The sequence below is a fragment of the Nocardiopsis eucommiae genome, from assembly GCF_965344335.1.
GTDB classification, from domain to species: Bacteria; Actinomycetota; Actinomycetes; order Streptosporangiales; family Streptosporangiaceae; genus Nocardiopsis; species Nocardiopsis eucommiae.
The window spans coordinates 1-771 of the sequence record NZ_CBDRIY010000077.1; the positions used below are offsets into that span (position 1 = coordinate 1).

At 70.9% G+C, this 771-nt stretch carries 1 protein-coding gene; it reads right to left on the reverse strand.

Going from position 1 to position 771, the window contains the following annotated elements; genetic code table 11:
• The coding region (locus ACRWK8_RS26570; protein ID WP_431873191.1) for a glycoside hydrolase family 15 protein at positions 1-771 on the reverse strand (771 nt) is incomplete at its 5' end.

A 771-nucleotide genomic window follows, 5' to 3' on the forward strand; every position in this document is an offset into this window, starting at 1 on the left:
TCAGTGGTGGTCGAGGAGTTGGGCGCAGCGGATCAGGCCCAGGTGGGAGTAGGCCTGGGGGTGGTTGCCCAGAGCGCGTTCGGTGACCGGGTCGAACTCCTCGGGGATGAGCCCGGTGGGTCCGGCGCTGTCCACCAGGTGCTTGAACAGTTCCTCGGCCTCGGCCCTCCTCCCGGTGAGGAGGTAGGCCTCGATGAGCCAGGTGGTGCACAGGTGGAAGCCGCCCTCGCCGCCCGGGAGGCCGTCGTCGCGGTGGTACCGGTACACCGTGGGCCCCGAGCGCAGCTCGGCCTCCACGGCGGTGACGGTGGCCTGGAAGCGTTCGTCGGCGGGGTCGATGAGCCCGGACAGGCCGATGTGCAGGGACGCGGCGTCCAGGTCGGTGCCGTCGTAGGCGGTGGTGTAGGCCTGGGCCTGCTCGTTCCAGCCCTTCTCCAGTACCTCCTGGGCGATGTCGGTGCGCAGGTCGGCCCAGGTGGGGTCGGGGGTGCGCCCGTACCGCTCGGCCAGGGTGAGGGCGCGGTCCAGGGTGAGCCAGCACATGACCTTGGAGTAGACGCGTTGGCGGGGTTCGTCGCGTTCCTCCCAGATGCCGTGGTCGGCCTCGTGCCAGCGGCGGGCCACGGCCTGGGCCATGGAGCGGACCAGGTCCCAGTCGCGGTCGGTGAGCTGTTGGCGGGCGTGGGAGAGGTGGGTGATGAGTTCGACGACGGGGCCGAACACGTCGAGTTGGACCTGGTGGTCGGCGAGGTTGCCGATGCGGACGGGGCG